This is a genomic window from Pseudomonas sp. ATCC 43928 (genome assembly GCF_005938665.2).
Classification (GTDB): Bacteria; Pseudomonadota; Gammaproteobacteria; order Pseudomonadales; family Pseudomonadaceae; genus Aquipseudomonas.
In genome coordinates this window covers 3,011,505-3,031,326 of the sequence record NZ_CP041753.1, presented here as the reverse complement: position 1 = coordinate 3,031,326, position 19,822 = coordinate 3,011,505, and the positions used below count along the sequence as shown (strand labels likewise).

General features: G+C 59.7%; 19 protein-coding genes. 14 read left to right on the top strand and 5 right to left on the bottom strand.

Going from position 1 to position 19,822, the window contains the following annotated elements; translation table 11 throughout:
* Window positions 1–8 precede the first annotated feature (8 nt).
* The 5 genes from FFH90_RS14045 to FFH90_RS14025 all read left to right on the top strand — a co-directional run bounded on the left by FFH90_RS14045 (window position 9) and on the right by FFH90_RS14025 (window position 6,598).
* A complete protein-coding gene (locus FFH90_RS14045) occupies window positions 9–677 on the top strand; it encodes an SGNH/GDSL hydrolase family protein (protein ID WP_138867385.1) in 669 nt (222 codons plus the stop codon).
* Window positions 674–1,348 (top strand): alginate O-acetyltransferase AlgF, encoded by a 675-nt coding sequence (locus tag FFH90_RS14040; protein WP_018927935.1) that lies wholly within the window; start codon window positions 674–676, stop codon window positions 1,346–1,348. Before FFH90_RS14045 ends, FFH90_RS14040 begins: the two co-directional genes overlap by 4 nt.
* 18 nt (window positions 1,349–1,366) lie before the next feature.
* Window positions 1,367–2,776: an MBOAT family protein gene (locus FFH90_RS14035; RefSeq protein WP_028940804.1), complete on the top strand. Its 1,410-nt coding sequence runs from the start codon at window positions 1,367–1,369 to the stop codon at window positions 2,774–2,776.
* Entirely contained in the window at window positions 2,776–3,930 is a 1,155-nt protein-coding gene (locus FFH90_RS14030) for a cell division protein FtsQ (RefSeq protein ID WP_168206164.1), read from the top strand. The genes FFH90_RS14035 and FFH90_RS14030 overlap by 1 nt, the downstream gene beginning before the upstream one ends.
* Window positions 3,931–4,174: 244 nt before the next feature.
* Window positions 4,175–6,598 carry a glucose/quinate/shikimate family membrane-bound PQQ-dependent dehydrogenase gene (locus FFH90_RS14025; RefSeq protein ID WP_138867383.1) on the top strand — a complete coding sequence of 808 codons (2,424 nt, stop codon included), beginning with the start codon at window positions 4,175–4,177 and terminating at the stop codon, window positions 6,596–6,598.
* A gap of 104 nt (window positions 6,599–6,702) precedes the next feature.
* Here FFH90_RS14025 and pcaG read toward each other — a convergent pair whose 3' ends face one another.
* From pcaG to hpaR, 4 genes are all read right to left on the bottom strand, one after another.
* Window positions 6,703–7,308 (bottom strand): protocatechuate 3,4-dioxygenase subunit alpha, encoded by a 606-nt coding sequence (gene pcaG, locus FFH90_RS14020; RefSeq protein ID WP_018927931.1) that lies wholly within the window; start codon window positions 7,306–7,308, stop codon window positions 6,703–6,705.
* Between the two features lie 11 nt (window positions 7,309–7,319).
* Window positions 7,320–8,039 (bottom strand): protocatechuate 3,4-dioxygenase subunit beta, encoded by a 720-nt coding sequence (pcaH, locus tag FFH90_RS14015; protein ID WP_138867382.1) that lies wholly within the window; start codon window positions 8,037–8,039, stop codon window positions 7,320–7,322.
* 103 nt (window positions 8,040–8,142) lie between these two features.
* Window positions 8,143–9,072 (bottom strand): pca operon transcription factor PcaQ, encoded by a 930-nt coding sequence (pcaQ, locus tag FFH90_RS14010; protein WP_018927929.1) that lies wholly within the window; start codon window positions 9,070–9,072, stop codon window positions 8,143–8,145.
* Between the two features lie 145 nt (window positions 9,073–9,217).
* Complete coding sequence (gene hpaR / locus FFH90_RS14005) at window positions 9,218–9,640, bottom strand: homoprotocatechuate degradation operon regulator HpaR (protein WP_026286558.1); 423 nt, start codon at window positions 9,638–9,640, stop codon at window positions 9,218–9,220.
* Window positions 9,641–9,894: 254 nt separating this feature from the next.
* On the opposite strand from hpaR, the gene FFH90_RS14000 reads away from it, so the two are divergent.
* Window positions 9,895–11,151 (top strand): OprD family porin, encoded by a 1,257-nt coding sequence (locus FFH90_RS14000; protein WP_018927926.1) that lies wholly within the window; start codon window positions 9,895–9,897, stop codon window positions 11,149–11,151.
* 115 nt (window positions 11,152–11,266) lie between these two features.
* Here FFH90_RS14000 and hpaA read toward each other — a convergent pair whose 3' ends face one another.
* The gene (hpaA, locus tag FFH90_RS13995) at window positions 11,267–12,169 is read right to left on the bottom strand and encodes a 4-hydroxyphenylacetate catabolism regulatory protein HpaA (protein WP_138867381.1); all 903 of its coding nucleotides are present in this window, start codon (window positions 12,167–12,169) and stop codon (window positions 11,267–11,269) included.
* 189 nt (window positions 12,170–12,358) lie between these two features.
* On the opposite strand from hpaA, the gene FFH90_RS13990 reads away from it, so the two are divergent.
* From FFH90_RS13990 to hpaI, 8 genes are all read left to right on the top strand, one after another.
* Window positions 12,359–13,015 carry a fumarylacetoacetate hydrolase family protein gene (locus FFH90_RS13990; RefSeq protein ID WP_028940811.1) on the top strand — a complete coding sequence of 219 codons (657 nt, stop codon included), beginning with the start codon at window positions 12,359–12,361 and terminating at the stop codon, window positions 13,013–13,015.
* Window positions 13,016–13,026: 11 nt separating this feature from the next.
* Entirely contained in the window at window positions 13,027–13,797 is a 771-nt protein-coding gene (locus tag FFH90_RS13985) for a fumarylacetoacetate hydrolase family protein (RefSeq protein WP_018927923.1), read from the top strand.
* Between the two features lie 5 nt (window positions 13,798–13,802).
* The gene (hpaE, locus tag FFH90_RS13980) at window positions 13,803–15,263 is read left to right on the top strand and encodes a 5-carboxymethyl-2-hydroxymuconate semialdehyde dehydrogenase (protein WP_064617391.1); all 1,461 of its coding nucleotides are present in this window, start codon (window positions 13,803–13,805) and stop codon (window positions 15,261–15,263) included.
* A gap of 108 nt (window positions 15,264–15,371) precedes the next feature.
* On the top strand, window positions 15,372–16,229 hold the full coding sequence (gene hpaD / locus FFH90_RS13975; RefSeq protein ID WP_138867380.1) for a 3,4-dihydroxyphenylacetate 2,3-dioxygenase: 858 nt from the start codon (window positions 15,372–15,374) through the stop codon (window positions 16,227–16,229).
* Between the two features lie 201 nt (window positions 16,230–16,430).
* The gene (locus tag FFH90_RS13970; protein WP_018927920.1) at window positions 16,431–16,823 is read left to right on the top strand and encodes a 5-carboxymethyl-2-hydroxymuconate isomerase; all 393 of its coding nucleotides are present in this window, start codon (window positions 16,431–16,433) and stop codon (window positions 16,821–16,823) included.
* A gap of 49 nt (window positions 16,824–16,872) precedes the next feature.
* The gene (locus tag FFH90_RS13965; protein ID WP_018927919.1) at window positions 16,873–18,177 is read left to right on the top strand and encodes an MFS transporter; all 1,305 of its coding nucleotides are present in this window, start codon (window positions 16,873–16,875) and stop codon (window positions 18,175–18,177) included.
* Window positions 18,178–18,189: 12 nt separating this feature from the next.
* On the top strand, window positions 18,190–18,993 hold the full coding sequence (gene hpaH, locus FFH90_RS13960; protein ID WP_028940813.1) for a 2-oxo-hept-4-ene-1,7-dioate hydratase: 804 nt from the start codon (window positions 18,190–18,192) through the stop codon (window positions 18,991–18,993).
* 18 nt (window positions 18,994–19,011) lie between these two features.
* On the top strand, window positions 19,012–19,812 hold the full coding sequence (gene hpaI / locus FFH90_RS13955) for a 4-hydroxy-2-oxoheptanedioate aldolase (protein WP_018927917.1): 801 nt from the start codon (window positions 19,012–19,014) through the stop codon (window positions 19,810–19,812).
* The last annotated feature ends 10 nt before the right edge of the window (window positions 19,813–19,822 follow it).

Sequence of the window (19,822 nt, the reverse complement as noted above, 5' to 3'; positions counted from 1 at the left end):
AGTTTCCGATGCCCACTTCTGCCCTTGCCGGCCTGACGCTCCTTGTTCTTGGGGAGAGCCATATGAGCCTCGCGGACCATTTGCTGGAGCCGCTGCACGACAACCTGACTCGCCAAGGCGCCCTGGTTCACTCCATCGGTGCCTGTGGCGCCAGCGCCGGCGACTGGCTGATCAGTAAAAAGGTCGACTGCGGTGCCGAGCGCAAAGGCAACGACAAGATGGTGATCAAGGGTCGTGACGCCACCACCACACCGATCCAGGACCTGATCGCCGCCGACAAGCCCGACCTGGTGGTACTGATCATCGGCGACACCATGGCGTCCTACGACAAGCCCGTGTTTCCGAAGGCCTGGGCATGGCAAAGCGTCACCGGCCTGGCCAAGGCCATCGCGGCCACCGGGACCCGTTGCGCCTGGGTGGGCCCGGCCTGGGGCAAAGCCGGTGGCATGTACCAGAAGAATGATGCCCGCACCCAGTTGATGTCGCAGTTTTTAGCCGCGAACGTGGCGCCTTGCACCTACATCGATTCGCTGACGTTCTCCAAACCCGGGCAGTGGATCACCACCGATGGGCAGCACTTTACCGTTGCCGGTTATCAAGCCTGGGGCACTGCGATTGGTGGTGCGTTGGCCAAGTTGCCCGCCGACACCGTCAGCAGCACAGGAGCCGGCAAATGACTCGATCCGCATGTGGCTGGGCGCTGTTCGCGCCCTTGATGCTGAGCCTGCACGCCCAGGCCGCCGACATTGCCCTGTACCCGACGGGCCCGGATCAGGACTCGGCCTTCTTGCGCTTTATCAACGCCGCCGACCGCCCCTTGCAGCTGCTGGCCGAAGGCTCGCGGGCCAGCCTCAGGCTCGAGGGTTCGAATGCCGTGTCCGACTACCTGCCCGTGCCCGCCAACCAACCGATCAAGGGCACCCTGGAACGCAACGGCAAAAGCCAGCCGCTGGACATCCAGGTGGCAGCAGGCGAATTCGCCAGTGTGATCGCTTTGCCAGATAGCGCTCAAGGTATCCGTCAGGTCGTCATCCGTGAGCAACCCGACGATTTCAATAGCCTGAGAGCCTCGCTGGCGTTTATCAGCGCCGATCCAGCGTGCACCCAGGCCGGTTTGCGTGCTGCGGGGAAAAATACCGACCTGTTCAAGGAGGTGGCCGACGGCAGCGTGCAACGCCGAGCGATCAACCCGGTCACCCTATCGGTTCAATTGGTCTGCGCCCAAACCAATGTCGGTGCGCCACTCGACCTCGGCCAGCTCAAGGCCGGCGAGCGCTACAGCGTTGTGCTGCTGCCTGGTGCAAATGGCCCGCACCTGTTGCTCGCGACTGACGTCCTGGCCCACTGATCGGATCGCGCCACCACCATGGTTTTTGCCTCTCTCGAGTTTCTGACGTTGTTCCTGCCGCTGTTCTTGTGCAGCTATGCAGTGTGCCCAGCCGCCTGGCGCAATGTCACGTTACTGATCGGCAGCTGGCTGTTCTATGGCTGGTTGAGCCCTCGGTTCCTCGCAGTGCATGTGGTGCTGACGATCACGGCGTGGGCCGGCGGCTTGCTGATTGACGCCTTGCGGGAAAAAGACAAGGGTCGCGTGCGGCTACTCGTGACATTGATCGTGCTCAACACGGCGGTGCTGTGCTGGTACAAGTACGCCAACATCGTCGCCGGTACGTTGATCGATGCCCTTGCCTGGTCTGGCGCCATGCCGCTGGACTGGCAGCGAGTCATCATGCCGGCCGGGCTATCGTTTATCGTCTTGCAGGCGATTTCCTATCTGGTGGATGTACACCGCCGCACCGTGCCGGCCGAACGCAGCTTCATTAATTACGCCACCTATATTTCGATGTTCGGCCATTCGGTCGCCGGTCCCATCATTCGCTATGACTGGGTTCGGCGTGAGCTGAATCAGCGTCACTTCAACTGGCAGAATTTCTCGCTGGGCGCACGCCGGTTCATGGTCGGGATGAGCATGAAGGTCCTGGTGGCCGACACCCTGTCGCCGGTGGTCGATGTGGCGTTCAATGTGCAGAACCCAAGTTTCTCTGACGCCTGGATCGGCTGCCTTGCCTACTCCTTGCAACTGTTCTTCGACTTCGCCGGCTACAGCGCCATGGCCATTGGTCTTGGATTGATGCTGGGCTTCCACTTTCCCGAGAACTTCAACCGTCCCTATCTGGCCAACAGCATCCAGGACTTCTGGCGCCGCTGGCATTTGTCGCTGTCCAGCTGGCTGCGTGACTATCTGTATATTTCGCTGGGTGGTAATCGCAACGGCACCTGGAAAACCTATCGCAACCTGTTCCTGATCATGGCCATCGCCGGCCTCTGGCACGGTGGCGATAGCTGGAATTATCTGCTGTGGGGCAGCGCCCATGGTATTGCGTTGTGTGTGAATCGTGTCTGGAACAGCTCTACCCTGCCCCCGTTACAGCCAGTGTTTTCCCATGGGCTGACCCTGCTGTTCGTCTGCCTGGCCTGGACACTGTTCCGCGCCCCCGACTTTCATAGCGCGCTGAGCCTGTATGCCGGACAGTTCGGCTTGCAGGGCATTGCCCTCGGTGACGAACTGTCCGCGACCCTACGCCCGGTACACGGCCTTGCGGGTTTGCTGGGGGTGTTCGGTGTCGTTGCACCGTTGTTGCACCCTTACTGTGAGAAACGACTGGGCGGCCTATTGCTCCACACCACCGCCCTTTGGCCCATCGCCGGTTTCATGCTGTCGTTCGCACTGATCGCCAGTCGCGAAACCGTACCCTTCCTGTACTTCCAATTCTGATGACAACCCTAAAGCCTCCCCCGCTCCCTACTCAGCCAGATGATTTGGCGATTCGCAGCAGTCGGTTGGCAGGCGTGGCGCTGCTGATATTCCTGTTCGTCGGACTGCTGTCCTCTGGCCATCTGATCGTTTCAGGGCAGATCTCACTGTTACCCGGTGAAGTGCAGACCTCGCAGATTCTTGACGGCGATATCACTCATCGACTCGCCAAGGAACTGTCGAACGCTCACCTCCCCACGACCTTCGCCAAGCTGGAGCGCGGAGTCAGTTGGCTGCTCCTCAGTGACACCGGGCCGAGGGTTCACTCAGGTTGTCCTGGCTGGTTGTTTTTGGCCGATGAGCTCAAGGTTAATCATCAAGCGCAGCGCAATGCCGATGCCAAAGCCCAGGCCGTGATTGACCTGAAGCAGCAGCTCTCCCAGCGTGGTATCAGCCTGCTGGTGGTCATCGTTCCAGACAAGAGCCGCATCGCTTCCGAGCAGCGTTGCACACTGCACCGCCCAGCTGCTCTCGAAGGACGCATCCAGGCCTGGACCTCAAAGCTGGATGCGGGCGGCGTGTCGAATCTGGACCTCACCGCTGCGCTGACGCCACTGGGGGCCAGTGCCTGGTTGCGCACCGATACGCACTGGAGCGAATCCGGCGCGAAAACGGCGGCCGATGCCATCACACAGCGCCTGAAGACCCTGGGCATCAGCGCCACGCCAAGCAGGTCGTTCAATGAACGTCATGCCCCGCTCGCGGTTCGACCTGGCGATCTGGTCCATCTGGCGGGAATCGACTGGCTGCCGCTCAAATGGCAACCCGCACCCGACATGGTCGCCCAAACCAGCACCCACGAACTTCCCGTTACGTCGGCCGCCAACCCTGACACTGAGGCAGACCTTTTTGGCGATGCCGACCTCCCCAACACCGCGCTCATCGGCACTTCATTCTCACGCAACTCCAACTTCGCAGGGTTTCTGCAGCAGGCACTGGGCGCCCCCGTGGGTAACTTCGCCAAAGACGGTGGAGCGTTCTCTGGCGCTGCAAACAGCTACCTCAACAACCCGGCTTCCAAAGAAACGCCGCCAAAGCAAATCATCTGGGAAATCCCGGAGCGGGACCTGCAATCGGCGTACGTCGACCCCATTGCCTATCGCTCTTTGCGGTAGGCAATCACACCTGGCTGAAGGCAATCTTCGCCAGCTCGCCCCGTGTGTTCAGGGGCATTTCTCTCGATTGTTACCGTATTCGCAACAGTGTTTCTCCTTTCCGGCAAATGACAATTTGTCGCAGGGCTCGCTTTTTTTGATATCTTTGCGCAATTAACCAAATAGTTAACAACTATTTTCAGACTTGCCTTCACTGCTCTTAACCCTCCCCACAAACGTTCATGCGTCAGTAGGATCATGCAACATGACTAAGTCTCGACCTTCGGCATCCGTCAGCCGCTGGCCCATCTGGGTCGTCGCCTTCGGTGTGCTGGTATTTGGATTATTCTTCGCAACCGGTGGTGGCTACCTCGCCACGCTGGGTGGCAGCTGGTACTTCCTGCTCGCCGGTTTCGGTTTGATCGTCTCTGCGGTACTGCTCTTCAAGCAGCGTCTGCAGGGTGCCTGGCTGTTCGCGGCGGTGATGGTGCTGACCGTGATTTGGGCGCTGGCGGATGTCGGACTGAACTTCTGGCCACTGATCTCTCGCTTGTTCGCCCTGGGCGTGCTGAGCCTGTTGGTGGCATTGGTCTACCCCCATCTGCGCAAGGCCAATAGCCTGGCCAGCGGTCGCAGTGGCTACGCTCTGAGCGGTGTGCTGGCAGTCGCCATCGTTGCAGGTGGTGCCGGTATGTTCGTACCCCATGCCCCTGTTTCGCCGACCGGTGACGGCCCTGGCCTGACCACGGTCGACCCTGCCAAGGCCCAGAAAAACTGGGAACACTACGGTAACGACGAAGGCGGCGGCCGCTTCGCCGCTCTGGACCAGATCAACCGTAGCAACGTCTCGAAGCTGGTGCCGGCATGGACCTACAATACCGGGGACATCGCGATCAGCGACGGCAATGGCGCCGAAGATCAGATGACACCGTTGCAGGTTGGCGACAAGGTGTTCATCTGCACCCCGCACAACAACCTCATCGCACTGGATGCCGATACCGGTAAACAGCTGTGGAAGAACGAGATCAACGCCAAGACCCGTGTTTGGCAGCGTTGCCGCGGTATCGCCTACTTCGACGCTACCGCTGCGCTCGCCCAGCCTGCTGACGGCAGCACACCTGTCAAACCCGTGTCGATACCGGCCGGCGCCAACTGCCAGCGCCGTCTGCTGACCAACACCATCGATGCGCGCCTGATTGCAGTGGACGCCGATACAGGGGAGTTCTGCCAGGGCTTCGGTAACAACGGCCAGGTTGATCTGAAAGCAGGTCTTGGCGACGTCCCTGATTCCTATTACCAGCTGTCATCGGCACCGCTGATGGCCGGGACCACCGTGGTTGTCGGCGGCCGTGTCGCCGACAACGTCCAAACCGACATGCCAGGTGGCGTGATCCGTGGTTTCGACGTCGTCACCGGCGAGATGCGCTGGGCATTCGACCCGGGCAACCCCGAAGACAAGCAGGCTCCGGCGGCCGGCAGCACCTACGTGCGCAGCACGCCCAACAGCTGGGCACCGATGTCCTACGACCCGGCAATGAACACCGTGTTCTTGCCGATGGGCAGTTCGTCCACCGACATCTACGGTGTGGAACGTACGGCACTGAACCACAAGTACGGCGCTTCCGTTCTTGCACTGAACGCAACAACCGGCGAAGAAAAGTGGGTCTACCAAACCGTCCACAACGACCTGTGGGATTTCGACCTGCCCATGCAGCCAAGCCTGATCGACTTCACCAAAGCCGACGGCAGCAAGGTGCCCGCCGTAGTGATCGGCACCAAAGCCGGCCAGATCTTCGTGCTTGATCGCGCCACCGGCAAGCCGCTGACCAAGGTTGAAGAGGTTCCGGTCAAAACCTCGAACATCCCGAACGAGCCTTACTCGCTGACTCAGCCGAAATCGGTGGGCATGCCAGCGATCGGCGCGCAAACGCTGACCGAGTCGGACATGTGGGGGGCAACGCCGTTCGATCAACTGCTCTGCCGTATCTCGTTCAAGAAAATGCGTTACGACGGGCTGTACACCGCACCAGGCACCGATATCTCGCTGAGCTTCCCGGGCTCGCTGGGAGGGATGAACTGGGGTGGTATCTCGACTGACCCGGTACACGGTTTTATCTTCGTCAACGACATGCGTCTGGGCCTGTGGATCCAGATGATTGCGGCGCAGAAAGATGCCAAGACCTCTTCCGGTGGTGAAGCACTGAACACCGGCATGGGCGCAGTACCGCTCAAAGGCACCCCGTATGCAGTGAACAAGAACCGCTTCCTGTCGGTTGCCGGCATCCCTTGCCAGGCACCGCCTTTTGGCACACTGACCGCGATCGACATGAAAACCCAGAAAGTCGCGTGGCAAGTGCCGGTCGGCACCGTCCAGGACACTGGCCCATTGGGTATCAAGATGCATCTGCCGTTGCCGATCGGCATGCCGACGCTGGGTGGTACGCTCTCCACCCAGGGCGGCCTGGTGTTCATCGCCGGTACACAGGACTACTACCTGCGCGCCTTCAACTCCGCCAACGGACAAGAGGCCTGGAAAGCCCGGCTACCCGTGGGCAGCCAGGGTGGCCCGATGACGTATGTGTCGCCGAAAACAGGCAAGCAGTACGTTGTCATCACCGCGGGTGGTGCGCGTCAGTCGCCCGATCGCGGCGATTATGTGATCGCTTACGCGCTGCCTGATAGCAAGTAACCTGTAACAACAAAAAGCCGCTGCCGCCCTGTGAGGGTGGCAGCGGCTTTTTGTTGTCTGCACGCTTGGCCCGTTGAACTCGCTGGCTCGGCGCGAAGCGGGTTTTAAAAATCGAAGAACACCGTTTCACCCTCCCCCTGAATACGTATGTCGAAACGATAAGCCGCCTTGCCATCCACCTCGCAACGCTGCGCTATCAGCGTTTCTCGACGCTGCGGTTGCTCGATCAGATTAAGCACCGGGCACGTCGCGTTGGCTTGTGGCTCATCGGCAAAGTACAGCCGGGTTTGCAGGTGAATATTGATCCCGCGGGCAAACAGCGACACATTGATGTGCGGCGCCATCGGCACCCCGGCGGCATTGTTCACCACGCCCGGCTTGATGGTATTGAGTGTCCACTCCCCCGCATCGAAGGTGGTGGCGGTTCGGCCGAAGCTGTTGAAGGTTTTTTCCGAGTCAAAGACCGGGTCGTAAACCCCTTCATGATTGGCCTGCCAAAACTCCAGAAACGAGTCTCGTACCAGGTGACCGTTGCCGTCATAGACATGACCGATCAGCAGAATCTGTTCGCCCTCGGCACCCGGCTTGGCCATCTGATTCCAGATTTCTTCCGGCCGTGTCGGGTTGCCGGCAGCCTCTAGGGCCAGACCGATATGCACATAGGGGCCGGCCGTTTGCGAAGGGGTTTCGGGTAGCAGTTCGATAGGCATGGACGGACTCCTCAGCAGTTTTCGAAGTGGGTCTTGCGCTGGCCGCGCAGCACGATGTCGAAGCGATAGGCCAGGCAATCCATCGGATTGGCATTACCCATGTCGAGCCGGGCGATCAGGCTCTGTACCGCCTCTGGATTGGCGATCGACTTGACGATCGGGCACATCGGGATCAGTGGATCGCCTTCGAAATACAGCTGGGTGATCAGGCGCGTGGCGATCGATGGTCCGCTGATGGAAAAATGGATGTGCGCCGGGCGCCAGTCATTCGGACCGTTGCGCCAAGGATACGGACCGGGTTTCACGGTGCGGAAGCTGTAGTAGCCGTCACGGTCGGTCAGAGCCCGGCCGACACCACCGAAATTTGGGTCCAGTGGTGCCAGGTAGCGATCATTCTTGTGCCGGTAGCGACCACCGGCGTTGGCCTGCCACATCTCCACCAGGGTATGCGGGATGGGCTTGCCATATTGATCACAGACCCGGCCGGAAACGATGATCCTCTCGCCCACCGGCAGCCCACCATTATTGAAGTTGAGTAGCAGGTCGTTATCGAACCGCCCCATCTTCAGGAGAGAGAAATCCGGGCCGCTGGTTTCGCTGGCCGACTGGGGGATGCTCACCAAGGCTTGGCGTGGAGAACGGGCGACAGAGGTTTTGTAATCAGGGGTCAGGGCTTTGGGGTGCCAATTACGGTCACGAATAACGAAACGACTGCTGTCTGCATCAGACATGTCGATCTCCTGTTGTTTGATTTATGGAGCACTACCTGCGCAGTTTCAAACAACAGAAGGCTGGGGAATATTGAAAAGCCACCCTCAACACATAACCAAATGGTTATGGATAAGACCCTTCGCGATACGCCTGCCCTACCTCGCGCAGCACCTCGACGCACCACTGGGCCGCCAGTGACAACGGCAAGCTGGCGTTACTGGAAATCCCCACCGAACCACCCGGTTCGCGCTGCCCCAGGTTGATCTCAAGCAGTTCGCCGCTTGCCAGATCCAGGCGCACGGCATCCAGAGGCGCGATCCAGATCGCCTCGCTGGACAACACATAACGACGGCTCAGGGTCACGGACAAGGTTTCCAGGCGCTGCCGCGACTGGCTGATGCCGCATTGCACGAACAGGCTATCGGCATATTTGCGAATCGTCGTCCCTGCCAGCGGCAGCACCAGCGGGAAATCTTCCAGGGCGCTACGCTCCAGTGGCTCGGCCAGCAAGGGATGATCGGGACGCACCACCAGTGTCATGGACTCACTGTACAGATGCTCGAAGGTCAGCCCCTGAATCTCCGGGCTATCGGTCATACGGCCGACCACCAGGTCCACATCGCCCACTCGCAACTGCGACAACAAATAGGCGCTTGGCCCGGTCACCACACTCACCACCAGCGCCGAATGGCGCTCGTGCAAGCGCCGTACAACCTCAGGCACCAGCAAACTTTCCACTGTCGACAACACGCCGAGTCGAACCGTGCCTGCCGCATATTCGCCACCGCGCAAGGTATTCACCCCATCACGCAGCGCCTGCACCGAGGGCCCGGCATAACGCAAAAAGGCAACCCCGGCTTCGGTCAGGTTCACACCACTTTTACTGCGTATAAACAGACTTGCCGCCAGCAGTTCCTCCAGCTCCTTGAGCGTCTTCGACATCGCTGGCTGACTCACCGCCAACACATCCGCCGCCCGCGCCAGACTGCCCTGACGAGCCATTTCGAGAAAGCACACGAGGTGACGGAATTTGATGCGGGTGTCGATGTTCACTACGGAGCCCCGTGAGGTTGCCTCATTGGTATCGAAACGTTTGCAGGCAATCTTAGCGTGCGCTCAATTTCCTGGTGATCGGATGGTGGCAATGGACTTTTTTGACTTGCTCGGAGGGGATGTCAAATACAGGACATTGCGTCAATCAGGGCTTGATGTTCTTCAATTTATTGAGCAGTTCCAGCAACTGCTCAAGCGACTCCGCGCCGAACTGCTCCTGAATCTTCAAGTAGTTGCTTTCCATCCCCGCACTCATGTCGACGAAACACTGCTGCCCCTGCTCGGTCAGGGCGATGAATACCCGGCGCTGATCTTCGGACGACTTCCTGCGCCGGACGATACCGTCGCGCTCCAGCCGGGACAGCACGCCGGTCATGCTCGGTTTGAGGATGCATGCCAGATTGGCCAGTTGATGGCTTTCCAGTTCGCCGTGCTGACGCAAGATACGGATCACCCGCCATTGCTGTTCAGTCAGATCATGTTCGTTGAGCAACGGCCGGAAAAATGCCATGGCTGCTTCGCGGGCCTGCAACAAGGTGAGCGTAAGGGACGGTCTGGGGGTCGGCATGGTTCACGCGGAAAAAGAGGTCGAAGCGTCAAAGCTTAGAGTCGGCACAGAGTGCATGCAACATCCCCTCTGCAGCACATCATTAACTTATAAACAAATCAATGATCTCAGATAAAAAATAATCGCCACCACCCCTATTTCTTCTGAAAAAACTGAAAAAAACGCTACGCAAATAATAGATAAGATGTTAACTATATGACACCCCTTACCGAATAGGGGGTGATACCTACAAAAACAACAAAAGGACCCCCCTCATGCATTCGTGCCTCCTTCGCACGGCGGCAAGCGTTGCCCTGTGCGCCGCGTTTAGCCCGTTTAGCGCTCACGCTGATTTTGTCCAGGACAGTAAAGCCAGTTTGGACCTGCGCAATTTCTACATGAACCGAGACTTTCGTCAGAGCAACGCACCACAGAACAAGGCCGAAGAGTGGGCCCAGGGTTTTGTATTACGCCTGGAGTCGGGCTACACCGACGGCATGGTCGGTTTCGGGGTCGATGCCTTGGGCGAACTCGGGGTGAAACTTGACTCCAGTCGCGATCGTCGAGGCACCGGCTTGCTGCCCTTTGGCGCCAGCCAGCAACCAGAGGACAGCTACAGCGAATTGGGCCTGACCGCCAAGCTGCGAACATCGAAGACCGTGCTCAAACTCGGCACCCTACAGCCGCAACTGCCCGTGGCCGCCTATAACGACACCCGACTGCTGCCCTCAACCTACAGCGGTGAGCTGGTCACCTCCCAGGAAGTCGACGGCCTGACCCTGAATCTGGGCCGCCTGGAAAAGCAGAACCTACGAGACTCCTCCAGCAATGACGAGATGAGTTACGCCGGTGTGCAAAGCAGCCATCTCGATCTGGCCGGTGGCACCTACGCGATCAATCCACACCTGGCAGCGACCTATTATTACGCCCGGATGCAGGACATCTACAGCCAGCACTTCATCGGTCTGGTGCATGAATTGCCCTTGGCAGAAGGTGTGAATCTGCGCAGCGATTTGCGCTATTTCGATACTCGCGAACAAGGCAACCATGAATTGCGCAGTCCATCCAGGGTCGATGGCGGCAAGATCGACAACCGTTTTTTCAACGGCATGGTAAGCCTGTCGATGGGTGCCCATAAATTCGGCCTGGGGTACCAGAATCTCTCCGGAGACGGCGACTTCGCCTTTCCGGGCCTGGACCCATATTCAGTAAACCTGGTGACCATCAACGTCTTCACCAAGGCCGAGACCGACGCCTGGCAGGCGCGTTACGACTACAACTTCGCGGCCCTGGGCCTGCCTGGGCTGACCTTCATGACTCGCTATGTCGACGGCTCTCATGTGCAAACCTCCACCGTGCGTAACGGTCGGGAATGGGAGCGTGACACCGACCTGGTTTACACGGTGCAGAGTGGTCCGCTGAAGAACGTCAATGTGCGGCTACGCAACGCCACTCTTCGCTCAAGCAACGGCCTGACCAGCGATATAGACGAAAACCGGATCATCATCGGCTACAGCCTGGCCTTGTGGTGAGCCGCCCATGAAAAGTGCAATCGGTTCCCTGTAAAAGCCATTTTTCAGGGCACCGGCTGCGACCATGATTGCTCGACAGACACTCGGCGCCTATCGAGAAGCAAACATGGCTACCTCAGCGCAAACCCGACTGCCGCAGGCGGTACTCCCCAGGGGTCACCAGCGCATAACGCTGGAAAAACCGACTGAAATAGGCCGGGTCCTTGAAGCCCAGCTGGTAGCAGATTTCATTGGCCGAACTGCCAGTGAACAACAACAGACGCTTGGCCTCCTGCATCAGCCGTTCAAGGATCAAACGTTTGGACGGCAGGTCGGCAATGCGCCGGCAGACATCATTGAGCCGTGCCTCGGTAACACCAATGCCATCGGCATAGCGCGACAGCGGCCAGTGCTGCAGGTAATGGTCTTCGATCAATTCGTTGAAGCGGTGGAAGATCCGCAAGTCTTCATGGCGTGCCGGGCGGGCTTCCAGGGAATTGGCGCACAGCCTGAGCAGGCTGATCACGATCAATCGCGTCAGGCTCTCCAAGGCCGCCCCCCGCCCTGGCTTGTCGCCGTTGATCTCGTTGCACAGTTCCTCGAACAGAAACTCCAGTCTCCTGGCCTCGGGCTGGAACTGTGGTGCCAGCCCCGCCAATGCCACGCAAGCCGCTGGCAACTGCGAGCCCGGCGCCAGACTCGGATCGGCATCGATCAACTGCCAGACCAGTTGCTGGCGCACCGTCAACACATGCCCGTCGGCGTCCGCTTCGGTGACGAAGGAATGGGCCACCGTCGGTGGCGTGAGGAAAAACATCGGTCCCGACTCGAGGTATTGCTGGTCATCCAGATAGACCCGCACCGCACCGCTCTTCACGTAATGCACCTGGAAGAACCGGTCGTGTCGGTGCACGGGCATATTGCGGCCGAAGAACTCAGCCAGATTGCCGAGTTTGTCGTAGTGCACTTCGGCATCGCTGTAACGCTGGTCGTAGACCTGACCGATGTTGATATTGGGGATCGTCTGACGATCGATCATCGCTCGGTTCTCTTTCTTGTTTGCGTGTTGGCAGTGCAAGGACTTTCATCCTGCGCCGGTTTGCGGCGGCTAACCACTGCCAGCGCATTTTGCCACGCTTGACGATTGTTAACATATTAATTATAACGTTAACAGGTTAACGAATATTTCGCGAAGCAGTCACTGCTCCGCCACTGCCAGGAGAAAAGCATGAGCCGTGCCCTGCATGATGTTGCGAACGGCACCCTGTTCGGCGTTGCGCTGAACTATCAAGGGTTGCTGAACCAACGTATCGCCGAATTCGGGCAAGCGCCTTACCAGAAACCGCCGGTTAAACCGGTGCTGTTCATCAAGACGCCCAACACCCGCAATGGCCATGACCGCGCGGTGATTCATCCGCAAGGTGAACGCCTGCAACCGGGGCCTGCACTGGGTGTGGTGATCGGTAAAAGCGCCAGCCGGGTCAGCATCGAGAATGCGCTGGAACATGTGGCCGGCTACACCATCGTCAACGAGTTCAGCCTGCCGGAAGACAGCTACTACCGCCCGGCGGTGAAAGCCAAGTGTCGTGACGGCTTCTGCTCGCTGGGCCCGGAATTGGTGGGCCGTGACCAGCTCGCCGATCCGCATCAGTTGAGTCTGAAACTGTTCGTCAACGGTGAACTGCGCCAGGAAAACTCCACGGCCAACTTTGTCCGCAGCATTCCCCAGTTGATCGCCGAAATCAGCGAATTCATGACCCTCCACGAAGGCGATGTGCTGATCACCGGCACCCCTGAAGGCCGTGTCGATGTCCAGCCCGGTGACACCGTCGAAGTCGAAATCAGCGGCCTGGGCCGCCTCGTCAACCACATCGTGGCCGAGTAACAGGAGCTTCCATGAAACACGCCCGTATCCGCTTTGAAGGTGAAGTCCACCTCGTCCATGTCGAAGAGCACAACGCCGTGCGCCTGGCCGACGGCCGCCTGCTGGCCGAAGAACAAGTGCAATGGCTGCCACCGGCCACCGGCAGCATGTTCGCCCTGGGCCTGAACTACGCCGACCACGCCGCCGAGTTGGCCTTCAAGCCGCCCACCGAGCCCCTGGCGTTCATCAAGTCCCCGGGCACCTACACCGGCCATAACCAGGCTACATGGCGCCCGGACAACGTCGCCTATATGCACTACGAGTGCGAACTGGTCGCCGTCATCGGCAAGCCCGCGCGTAACGTCAAGCGTGAAGACGCCCTCCAGTACCTGGCCGGCTACACGGTGTGCAACGACTACGCGATCCGTGACTACCTGGAAAATTACTACCGGCCCAACCTGCGGGTGAAGAACCGCGATGCCACGACGCCGGTCGGTCCGTGGATCGTCGACGTCGCCGACGTGCCGGACCCGAGCAACCTGAAACTGCGCACCTGGATCAACGGTGAGTTACGTCAGGAAGGCTCGACCTCCGACATGATTTTCGACATCCCTTACCTGATCGAATACCTGTCCAGCTTCATGACCTTGCAGCCCGGCGACATGATCGCTACGGGCACGCCGGAAGGTCTGGCCGATGTGGTTCCCGGCGATGAAGTGATTGTGGAAGTGGAAGGCGTGGGTCGCCTGGTTAATCGAATTGTTAGCGAAGCGGAATTTTTCTCCGCCCGTAAAGAGGCTTGAGCAGCATGATCAAACACTGGATCAACGGCCGTGAGGTCGAAAGCAAAGACGTTTTCGTCAACTACAACCCGGCCACCGGCGAAGCCATCGGTGAAATCGCCAGCGGCGGCGCCGAAGAAGTCGCTCAGGCCGTAGCCGCGGCCAAGGAAGCCTTCCCCAAGTGGGCTAATACGCCAGCCAAGGAACGTGCCCGACTGATGCGCAAGCTCGGTGAGCTGATCGAGCAGAATGTCCCGCGTCTGGCCGAACTGGAAACGCTGGACACGGGCCTTCCGATCCATCAGACCAAAAATGTGTTGATCCCCCGCGCTTCGCACAACTTCGATTTCTTCGCCGAAGTCTGCACCCGCATGGACGGTCACTCTTACCCCGTCGACGACCAGATGCTCAACTACACCCTGTATCAGCCGGTGGGTGTTTGCGGTCTGGTGTCACCGTGGAACGTGCCGTTCATGACTGCCACCTGGAAAACCGCGCCGTGCCTGGCACTGGGCAATACTGCGGTGCTGAAGATGTCCGAGCTGTCCCCGCTGACAGCCAACGAACTCGGTCGTCTGGCTGTTGAGGCTGGCATTCCCAATGGCGTGCTCAACGTCATCCAGGGTTACGGCGCCACCGCCGGTGACGCACTGGTTCGGCACCCGGATGTGCGCGCAATTTCGTTCACCGGAGGTACCGCCACCGGCAAGAAAATCATGCAGACCGCCGGCCTCAAAAAATACTCCATGGAACTCGGCGGCAAGTCACCGGTGCTGATCTTTGAAGATGCGGACCTGGAGCGCGCCCTCGACGCCGCACTGTTCACCATCTTCTCGCTGAACGGCGAACGCTGCACCGCTGGTAGCCGGATCTTCATTCAGGAAAGCGTTTACCCTCAGTTCGTCGCCGAGTTTGCTGCCCGCGCCAAACGCTTGATCGTCGGCGATCCACAGGACCCGAAGACTCAGGTCGGCTCGATGATCACTCAGGCCCACTACGACAAGGTCACTGGCTACATCAAGATCGGCATCGAGGAAGGCGCCACCCTCCTCGCCGGTGGTCTGGAACGTCCGGCCAACTTGCCGGCGCACCTGAGTAAAGGCCAGTTCATTCAGCCGACGGTGTTCGCCGACGTGAACAACAAGATGCGTATCGCCCAGGAAGAGATCTTCGGTCCGGTGGTGTGCCTGATTCCGTTCAAGGACGAAGCCGAGGCCCTGCAACTGGCCAACGATACCGAGTATGGCCTGGCGTCTTACATCTGGACCCAGGACATCGGCAAGGCCCATCGCCTGGCCTACGGCATCGAAGCCGGCATGGTGTTCATCAACAGTCAGAACGTGCGGGACTTGCGTCAGCCGTTCGGTGGTGTGAAAGGTTCCGGTACCGGACGCGAAGGCGGCCAGTACAGCTTTGAGGTGTTCGCCGAAATCAAGAACATCTGCATTTCCATGGGCAGTCATCACATCCCGCGTTGGGGTCTCTGAACAGCCGATGGTCGCTGCTGAAGGCAGCGATGGGCCGCGCATCGGCTCATCGCAGCCTTCACTGGCCACCAGATTGAATCGAATAACAACAATTTCAGGAGAATCATCATGGGCGAAGTCGTCCTGGCCGCGAAAATCTGCCATGTACCCTCGATGTACCTGTCGGAACTGCCCGGCAAGCATCACGGTTGTCGCGAGGCGGCAATTGCCGGACACAAGGAAATCGGCCGTCGCGCCCGCGAGCTCGGTGCCGACACCGCCGTGGTGTTCGACGTGCACTGGTTGGTCAACAGCGGCTATCACGTCAACTGCGGCGAGCATTTCAAGGGCATCTACACCAGCAACGAACTGCCGCACTTCATCAAGAACATGGAGTACGAGTACCCGGGTTGCCCAGCGTTGGGCGAGCTGATCGCCACCGAGGCCAATCAGGCCGGAGTGCGCACCATGGCCCATAACATCCCGAGCCTGGAGTTGGAATACGGCACTCTGGTACCTATGCGCTACATGCACATGGGCGTCCCGGACGAGCAGAAGTTTGACGTGATCTCCATCGCCGCCTGGTGCGCCTGGCATCGCCTGGAAGACAGCTTCGCCTTCGGCGCCGCCGTGCGCCGGGCCATCGAGAAGAGCGACCGCAAGGTGCTGGTACTGGCCTCCGGCTCGCTGTCCCACCGTTTCTCCGACGACCGCGAAGCCGAAGCCAACATTCACAACTGGACCCGTGAATTCGACAAGCAGATGGACCTGCACGTGGTCGAGATGTGGAAGCAAGGTCGCTTCAAGGAGTTCTGCGCAATGCTCCCGGACTACGCCGAGCATTGCTTCGGCGAAGGCAAGATGCACGACACCGCGATGCTCCTTGGACTGCTGGGCGGGCCCGAGTACAACAAACCGGTGGAAGTACTGACCGAGCCCTTCGGCAGTTCAGGCACTGGCCAGATCAACGCCATTTTCCCTCTCTGAGGTACCAGACAGGAACTGGCGTAGCAGCTGTCGAGCGGAGCGAGGCGGCGTCCGAGGACGTAGTCCTCGTAAAACCGGTGCTCTCGATTTACCTGAAACACAGAGGTGTATGAGGTTACGACTGCTTCGCAGCCGGACGCTGCCTCGCTCCGCTCGACAGCTGCTACGCGATGCGAAACATCAACGTTACGGGAGACTCACATGCCTCATTTCATTGCTGAATACACCGACAACATCGAACAACAAGCCGACTTGCCCAGCCTGTTCGAAAAAGTCCACGCCTCCCTCGGCGACAGCGGCGTGTTCCCCCTGGGCGGCATCCGCAGTCGTGGAGTGCGCCTGGACACCTGGCGCATGGCGGATGGCAAGCACGATTACGCCTTCGTCCATATGACCCTCAAGGTCGGTCACGGACGAGATCTGCCGACCCGGCAGACAGTCGCACAAACACTGTTCAACGTAATCACCGAGCACTTCGCCGAGCTGCAGTCGCAACGCTTGCTGGCGCTGTCGTTCGAGATGATCGAGCTGCACCCCGAACTGAATTTCAAGCAGAACAACGTGCATGCCTTCTTGAAGAACCAGGCGGGCTGATTCACGCCCTCCTTCCGCCAACGGCCACTCAAACAAAAAGTACAACATCATGAGCACAGCCAATACCGCTGACAGCATCACCCTTGCCGAGCACGATCGAACCCACAGCACCGTTACCTGGCGCCTGATGCCATTGCTGTTGATCTGTTACCTGTTCGCCCATCTGGACCGGATCAACATCGGCTTCGCCAAGATGCAGATGAGTACCGACCTGCACTTCAGCGACACCGTCTACGGCTTCGGAGCCGGACTGTTCTTCATTGCCTACGCGCTGTTCGGGGTACCGAGCAACATGGCCCTTGACCGGGTCGGACCACGGCGTTGGATCGCCAGCCTGATGGTGGTCTGGGGCGTACTTTCTGCCAGCATGTTGTGGGTCGAAAGCTCCAGCGGTTTCTATGTCCTGCGCTTTTTGCTGGGCGTAGCCGAAGCCGGCTTCTTTCCCGGGATCCTGGTGTTCCTCAATCGCTGGTACCCGGCCCGGCGCCGGGCTCAAGTCACCGCGCTGTTTGCCATTGCCGTGCCGATGGCCGGAGTCATCGGCGGACCGCTGTCCGGGGCGATTCTGGAAAACCTCCATGACTTCGGTGGACTGCGCGGCTGGCAGTGGATGTTCCTGATCGAAGGGGCGCCGGTGGTCTTGCTGGGCCTGGTGGTGCTCAAGTGTTTGCCGGATAACTTCGAAGTCGTGAAGTGGCTGAACCCGGCGCAGAAACAGCAACTGCGCGCGCAACTGAGCAGCGAAGAACAGCGTAAATCCATCACCTCCTTCGGTGGGATTGTGCGCGACCCGCAGGTCTGGCTGCTGGTGGCGATCTATTTTGCGGTGATGCTGGCGGTCAACACCCTGGCCTTCTGGATGCCAACACTGATCCACGGCGCGGGAATTGGCAGCGACGGCAAGGTAGGCCTGCTCAGTGCAGTGCCCTATCTGGCCGGGTGTTTCTTCATGATCGGCTGCGGACGCTCGTCGGACCGTAACCGCGAACGCCGCTGGCACCTGTGTGTGCCGCTACTGATGGCCGCCGCCGGTATCGCAGTGGCGGGCCTGGCGCCGGGCAACCCGCTGTTGGTGATGGGCGGCTTGACCGTCGCAGGCATGGGTGCCAGCGCCGCGTTGCCGATGTTCTGGCAACTGCCTCCGGCCTTTCTCTCCAACTGCACACAAGCCGCCGGCATTGCCCTGATCAGCTCGTTCGGCAGCATCGCCTCGTTCCTCGCGCCTTACCTGATCGGCTGGATGCGCGACACCACTCAGAGCGCCAGCCTGGCCCTGTATGTCCTGGCGCTGTTAATCGCTCTCGGCGGCTTCCTGGTGCTGCGCACCAATGCGGCCATCGTCAATCCACAATAAGAGATCTTCGTCATGCTCGATCAACAGCAAATCCTTCACGCCGCCGCACAACTGGATCGGGCTGAACGCTCCAGGGAGCAGGTCCGGCAATTTTCCCTCGATCACCCGGCTATCACCATCGAAGACGCGTATGCCATCCAGCGCGCCTGGGTCGCCCAGAAAATCAAGGACGGGCGCAAACTGGTCGGGCACAAGATCGGTCTGACCTCGCGGGCCATGCAAGTGTCCTCGAACATCACCGAGCCGGACTTTGGTGCCTTGCTCGATGACATGTTCTTCGACGAGGGCACGGACATTCCGTTCGAGCGCTTCATCGTGCCGCGGGTGGAAGTGGAGCTGGCGTTCATCCTTGGCAAGCCGCTCAAAGGTCCGAACTGCACGATCTTCGACGTGCTCGACGCCACTGAATGGGTGATCCCGGCGCTGGAAATCATCGATGCGCGAATTCAGCAAATCGACCCGCAGACCAAGGCGACACGCAAGGTGTTCGACACCATTTCCGACAACGCCGCCAACGCTGGCGTGGTCATGGGCGGTCGTGCCGTGCGGCCGACCGAGATCGACCTGCGCAAGGTGCCTGCGGTGCTCTACCGCAACGGCGTGATCGAGGAGTCCGGGGTGTCGGCCGCCGTGCTCAATCATCCGGCCAAAGGCGTGGCCTGGCTGGCGAACAAACTGGCCGCCTACGACGTCACCCTGGAAGCGGGCCAAATCATTCTCGGCGGCTCCTTCACCCGCCCGGTGGCGGCCGACCCCGGTGATACCTTCCATGTCGATTACGACATGCTGGGTTCCATCTCCTGCCGCTTTGTTTGATCCCTGGAGGACTGTTCCATGGACATGCCCATCAACCGTTTCAAACAACGCCTCAAAAGCGGCGAAGCTCAGATAGGCCTCTGGCTCGGTCTGGCCGACGCCTACTGTGCCGAGCTGGCAGCCAATGCCGGTTTCGATTGGCTGCTGATCGACGGCGAACATGCACCCAATGATCTTCGCGGGTTGCTCGGCCAGCTTCAGGCAGTGGCGCCCTACCCCAGTCATCCGGTGATACGCCCGGTGATCGGCGATATCGCGCTGATCAAGCAGGTGTTGGATATCGGCGCCCAGACCCTGCTGGTGCCGATGGTTGAAAGTGCCGAACAGGCACGGGAACTGGTGCGTGCGATTCACTATCCGCCCCAGGGCATACGCGGTGTCGGCAGTGCGCTGGCCCGTGCGTCACGCTGGAACAGCATTCCCGGTTACCTCGACAAAGCGGATGAACAAATGTGCCTGCTGGTACAGATCGAGAACCGCGAAGGCCTGGTCAACCTGGATGCCATTGCGGCGGTCGAGGGCGTGGACGGGGTGTTTATCGGCCCGGCGGATTTGAGCGCGTCCATGGGCCATCGCGGCAATCCGGGGCATCCCGAGGTGCAGGCGGCCATCGAGGACGCCATCGTGCGGATTCAGAAGGCCGGCAAGGCCGCAGGCATTCTCAGCGCCGACGAGACACTCGCCCGGCGCTATATCGAGTTGGGCGCGGCATTCGTTGCCGTGGGTGTCGACACCACCGTGCTGATGCGTGGCCTGCAAACCCTCGCCGGCAAATTCAAAGATGCTCCGGTGCCCACCAGCTCCGGCGGCGTGTACTGATTTTTCGAGA